We start from the raw sequence: 5355 nt of genomic DNA on the forward strand, positions 1-5355 counted from the left end.
AAACGCCCGGTTACATTCCGAACCCGGAAGCTAAGCCTTACAGCGCCGATGGTACTGCAGGGGGGACCCTGTGGGAGAGTAGGACGCCGCCGAACAAATATTGAGAGCTGGTCCCCGAATTTCGGTTCGGGGACCAGCTCTTTTTTGTTGTGCGTCACTTGGAGTTCACGTTGCCCGACCAGGATCCGCAGCATGGGTACCGTTGGAATGCTCAGGGCCGCGGGTGTCGGCGCCGGTGACGAGGTCGTAGTGCCGGCGTTCGGGAATCCGGAGGTCGCTCAGGCGGTGAGTCTGGCAGGTGCCGTGCCGGTGTTCGCCGACATAGACCCGGCGACGTACTGCCTGGACGCGACGGCCGTCGAGGCCGCGGTGACCTCGCGGACGGTGGCGGCGGTCGTCGTCCATCGCTTCGGCAGGTCGGCCGACGTCGCGGCGCTGCGTCAGGTCGGGCAGCGGCATGGGCTGTTGGTGCTGGAACAGGGAGAGTCGGAGACGCCGTACAGCGAACTGGGGGAGCGTCGGCGGCGGGCCGCGTACCTCAGTGCGAAGCTGAAGGGCGTACGCACTCCCGAAGGGTGTGACGGGCACACCTTCCAGCAGTACGTCGTGCGGGTGCCCGGGAACGGGCGCCCGGACCGGGACGCCTTCGCGCGGGCCGTGCGGGCCAAGGGAGTTGCGTGCGGAGTGCCGGTGAAGACACCGGTGCATCGGATGCCCGGATTCCGGCGGGACGTGTGTCTGCCGGAGACCGAGAGGGCGGCCGACGAGACGCTGGCGCTGCCGATCGGCGGCGAGATGTCGCGGCGCGAGCTGCAGAGGCTGGTCTCCGTGTGCAACGCCCTCGGCGGGCTGCTGCAGCCGGCCTTCTAGTGCATGTCGGCAGTGCGCTGGGTGGTTCGAGGCAGGCGCCGGTTCGGGGTATGATCTATCTCGTTGCCGCGAGGGAAACCTCGAACAGGTGACAGGCCCCTATAGCTCAGTCGGTAGAGCGTCTCCATGGTAAGGAGAAGGTCAACGGTTCGATTCCGTTTGGGGGCTCAAGCGAAAGGCCCCGCCCGATTGGGCGGGGCCTTTGTCGTACCCGGAGTCAGTCCGTCTGGAGGCCCGGGACCCGCATCGCCAGGATGGCCATGTCGTCGGAAGGCGCGTCGGAGGCGAAGCGTTCGACCGCGCGCATGACGCGGGCCGCGACCGCGCCCGCGGTGAGGCCCGTGCAGGTGGTGAGGACCTCGGCGAGGCCGTCGTCGCCCAACATGCGGGTGCCCTCGCGGCGTTCGGTGACGCCGTCCGTCACACACAGGAGCACGTCACCGGGGTCGAGGGTGACCGTCTGCTCGTACAGTTCCAGGTCCTCCATGACGCCGAGAAGGGCCTGGGGTTCGGCGGCGGGCTCGACCGTGCCGTCCTGGCGCAGGCGCAGTGGGAGCGGATGGCCGGCGCAGACCACCTTCAGGACGGCGCTGCCGTCCTCCTGGGGCCACAGCTCGCCGTACAGGAGTGTCAGGAAGCGACTGCGGGCGCCCTCGTCGATGATGGCGGAGTTGAGGCGCTCCAGGACCGCCGGGCCCGCGTAGCCCTCGCGGGCCAGCAGACGCAGGGCGTGGCGGGCCAGGCCGGTGACGGCGGCGGCTTCGGGGCCGGTGCCGCAGACGTCGCCGATGGCGAAGCCGTACGCGCCGTCGCGGATGGGGAAGAGGTCGTAGAAGTCACCGCCGACCTCATTGCCCTCGCCGGCCGCGCGGTAGATGACCTCGACCTCGACGCCGTCGATCTGGGGGAGCTCGGGCGGGAGGAGGCTGCGCTGGAGGGACTGGCTGATGGCCACACGCTCCGAGTACAGGCGGGCGTTGTCCAGGGCCAGGGCCGCTCGGCGGGAGAGATCCTCGGCCAGCTCCAGGATCTCCTGGCGGAAGTGTTCGTCGGTGGGCTTGCCGAGGGTCAGCATGCCGATGACGCGGTTGCGGGCCACGAGGGGCAGGACGACCGTCTCGCCGCCGACCGCCGAGGCGGTCGCCAGTGTGGTGCCGATGCCGGAGCTGACCGTGGCGGGCTCGCCGAGGCCGAGGCTGCGCATGGAGGTGCGCAGGGCCGCCTGGTGGGCCGCCTCGGCGGGTGCCGTCCAGATGCGGGCGCCCGGGGTGGGGATGGGCTCCGGCGGGCGGATCTTGGAGAGGAGGGCCTTGAGGCCGTCGATGAGGTCCTCGTCCTCGTGCAGGACGTAGCTGAGGTAGGGGTCGGAGGCCTGGTCGGCGATCGTGTAGACGGCGCACCAGGTGGCGAGCGTCGGGATCGTCATCTGGGCCATGAGGGCCAGGGTCTGGTCGCGGTCCAGGGTGCCCGCGAGGAGGTCGGAGGCCTCGACCAGGAAGCTCAGGGAGCCGCGGCGCAGGCGTTCCAGCTCGCCGAGGCGGGCGGACTCGACGGCCAGGGCGATGCGGTCGGCGGCGAACTGCAGGCGCAGGGCCTCCTCGTTGGAGTACCGGCCGTGGGACTCCGCGGCGACGCCGAGGGAGCCCGTGAGGCGGCCCTCGACCTTGAGGGGGACCGTGACGACCGAGCGCATGCCGGTGCCGTTGAGAAGGGGGACGGCGCCGGGGACGGCCGTGAGGTCGTCGTGGACGGCGGGCATCCGGGCGGAGCCGTAGCGGCCGGGGCCGGCGTCCACGGGGACGCGGGCGAAGCGCTGGCGGGCGGAGGGGAGGCCCGTGGAGGCCCGGACCTCCAGCTCCGTCTCGTCGTCGGTCGCGAGGAGGAGGAAGGCGGAGTCGCCGTCGAGCATGTCGCGGGCGCGCTCGACAGTGCGCTGGAGGAGGCCGTCGAGGTCGTCGGGGGCGGGGGAGCCGATGAAGACCTCGAAGGGGTCCGTGGCCTGGCCCTCGCCGGAACCGGAGCCGTCGCCGGCGGACATGCGCAGCGGGGTCTGCAGGACTGCGCGCTCGTGGTCGCGGACGAGGAGGCAGACCGTGGAGGGGTCTCCGGCGGTGTCGCGGACCCGGAGATGGGAGGCGTAGACGGGAGTCACGCGGCCGTCGGCGGCGCGGATGCCGTAACTGCCCTCCCAGCGGGAGAGCTGGAGGGCCTCGACGACGCCGGTGCTGGTGCCGGGGGTGTGCGGCCAGGCCGCGAGATCGGTGAGGGGCTTGCCGATGACGTGGTCCGGGGCGTATCCGAAGAGTTCCTCGGCGTCCTCGTTCCAGGCGCCGATCGCGCCCGCGCGGTCGATCTGGACGACCGCGACGCGGACCCGGCCGTCGGCGAGCGGCAGCAGGTCGGGGGGGAGTGCCGGGCCGGCCGAGCGGGTGCCCACCGGGCGGTCGGGGAGGTCGAGTTGGAACCAGACCTGCTTGTGGGTGGACGTGTACTCGACGCCCCAGCGGGAGGCCATCGCCGCGCACAGTTGCAGGCCGCGGCCGCCTTCGCGGTCCGGGCTGCCCATGTTGACGTGGCTGCCCTGGAGGGGGATCTCACGTTCGGGGTATCTGTCGGCGACCTCGATGCGTACGCCGTCGTCGGCCCGCAGGCACAGGACGTCGGCGGAGGTTCCCGCGTGGACCACCGCGTTGGTGACGAGTTCGCTGGTGAGGACGACGGCGTCGTCGACGATGTCGGCGAAGCCCCAGCCCTGGAGGGTGTCGCGGACGAATGAGCGGGCGGTCGCGACGGATCGTGAGACGGCAGCGAAGCTGGCGGCCGCGCGCGCGGTGATCACAGCACTCCTTGTCCGGTTCTCGACGTGGGGGGATCCTGGGACGGCCTCCTGCCGGGGCAGGGGCCGGTTCTCCGTCGGCCTGGGTTCCTGGGGGGTCTCCCCGGGATGCAGTCCGGTGGTCATGGTGCGGCCGCCCCTCCGATGCCTGCCCGCTCGTGCTCGTGCGCCACCGCCCAGGCCGGACGGGACCGGCATGGCTGGACAGCCGCATGCAAGGTTACTTACCTTCGCCGTCCATGCGGATGCCGGTCGTCTGTGTTTCCGTCCGGAGGTGTGCGGACCGTGTGCGAAGCTGCCGAACTGTTATGGCCTGGTTCAGCCATGGTGAAACACTGGGCAGGCTCCCAGGAGCAGGCCGGGTGGGTCCGAGTGCCTTCCCGGTGCGGCGGAGGGCGGCGGCCGATCCGCCCGTGAGTACCCGAGTACGAAGCGGTACGAGTGGTACGAGTGGTGTGAGCAGTATGAAGCGTTCGAATGCGGCGTAGTACGTCCAGTAGGACCGGTCGACCCTTGCGGGAGGGGCACAGTGGAGTCTGGCGCAGCGACGCGAGGCACGAAGGCGCGCGCGAAAGGCGGACAGTCCCTGAGCGAGCAGCGCAAATCACGTAAACCGCGCAATGGGACCACCACTGTGGATACCGCTGCCCTGAACCGGCTGCTCACGGCGTTGGAAGCGATGCGGGACGGCAACTTCCGCAAGCGGCTGACGGTCTCGGGCGACGGTGTGATGTCCGAGATCGCCGCCGTGTACAACGAGGTGGCGGACCGGAACCTGCATCTGACGGGCGAGCTGTCGCGTGTGCGGCGTGTGGTGGGTCGTGAGGGCAAGCTCACCGAGCGGCTGGAGACGGGCGCCACCGAGGGGTCCTGGGCGGCCGCGATCGACGCGTCGAACGCGCTGGTCGACGACCTCGTGCGGCCTGTCTCCGAGGTCAGCCGGGTGCTGTCGGCGGTCGCGGAGGGCGATCTGTCGCCCCGTATGGAGCTGCGGTCGCAGGGGCCGGACGGGACCGGGCATCCGCTGCGCGGGGAGTTCCTGAAGGTCGGGCGTACCGTCAACAACCTGGTCGACCAGCTGTCGACGTTCACGGACGAGGTCACGCGCGTGGCCAGCGAGGTGGGCACCGAGGGCAAGCTGGGCGGGCAGGCCAAGGTGCGGGGCATGTCCGGTTCGTGGAAGGACCTGACGGAGTCCGTCAACACCATGGCGCACCGGCTCACCGCGCAGGTGAGGGACATCGCGCTGGTGACGACGGCGGTCGCGAAGGGCGATCTGTCCCGCAAGGTCACCGTGCACGTGGCCGGCGAGATGCTGGAGCTGAAGGAGACCGTCAACACGATGGTCGACCAGCTCTCGGCCTTCTCCTCCGAGGTGACCCGGGTCGCCCGGGAGGTGGGCACCGACGGGCAGCTCGGCGGTCAGGCCGAAGTGCCCGGTGTGGCGGGTGTGTGGAAGGAACTCACCGATTCGGTGAACACCATGGCCGGCAATCTCACCGCGCAGGTGCGGGGGATCGCCCAGGTCACCACGGCGGTCGCCAACGGTGATCTGTCGCAGAAGGTCACCGTGCCCACACGCGGTGAGGTCGCCAAGCTCGCCGAGACCATCAATCAGATGACCGAGACCCTGCGGATCTTCGCCGACG

3 protein-coding genes, 1 tRNA gene and 1 rRNA gene are annotated in these 5355 nt (G+C 70.6%); 4 read left to right on the forward strand and 1 reads right to left on the reverse strand.

The annotated features are described in order from the left end of the window. From rrf to ACZ6BB_RS00015, 3 genes are all read left to right on the forward strand, one after another. A 5S ribosomal RNA gene (rrf, locus tag ACZ6BB_RS00005) occupies nucleotides 1-95 on the forward strand; the annotation flags it as partial. Nucleotides 96-207: 112 nt separating this feature from the next. After that, entirely contained in the window at nucleotides 208-870 is a 663-nt protein-coding gene (locus ACZ6BB_RS00010) for a DegT/DnrJ/EryC1/StrS family aminotransferase (RefSeq protein ID WP_471614081.1), read from the forward strand. Nucleotides 871-965: 95 nt separating this feature from the next. Beyond that, nucleotides 966-1038 (forward strand) — tRNA-Thr (locus ACZ6BB_RS00015). 49 nt (nucleotides 1039-1087) lie between these two features. Here the strand turns inward: ACZ6BB_RS00015 and ACZ6BB_RS00020 are convergent. Continuing rightward, nucleotides 1088-3832, reverse strand: a complete 2745-nt coding sequence (locus ACZ6BB_RS00020; protein ID WP_471613048.1) for a SpoIIE family protein phosphatase — start codon at nucleotides 3830-3832, stop codon at nucleotides 1088-1090. A gap of 508 nt (nucleotides 3833-4340) precedes the next feature. On the opposite strand from ACZ6BB_RS00020, the gene ACZ6BB_RS00025 reads away from it, so the two are divergent. Further along, nucleotides 4341-5355: HAMP domain-containing protein (locus tag ACZ6BB_RS00025; protein ID WP_471613049.1), on the forward strand; the 1015-nt coding region annotated here is incomplete at its 3' end.

Source organism: Streptomyces sp. NPDC041108, assembly GCF_055592645.1.

What these genes read in the sequence shown, in the direction of transcription:
- ACZ6BB_RS00010 (WP_471614081.1), top strand. Translation starts at nt 208, where the DNA reads ATGCTCAGGGCCGCGGGTGTCGGCGCCGGTGACGAGGTCGTAGTGCCG.
- ACZ6BB_RS00020 (WP_471613048.1), bottom strand. Translation starts at nt 3,832, where the DNA reads ATGACCACCGGACTGCATCCCGGGGAGACCCCCCAGGAACCCAGGCCG.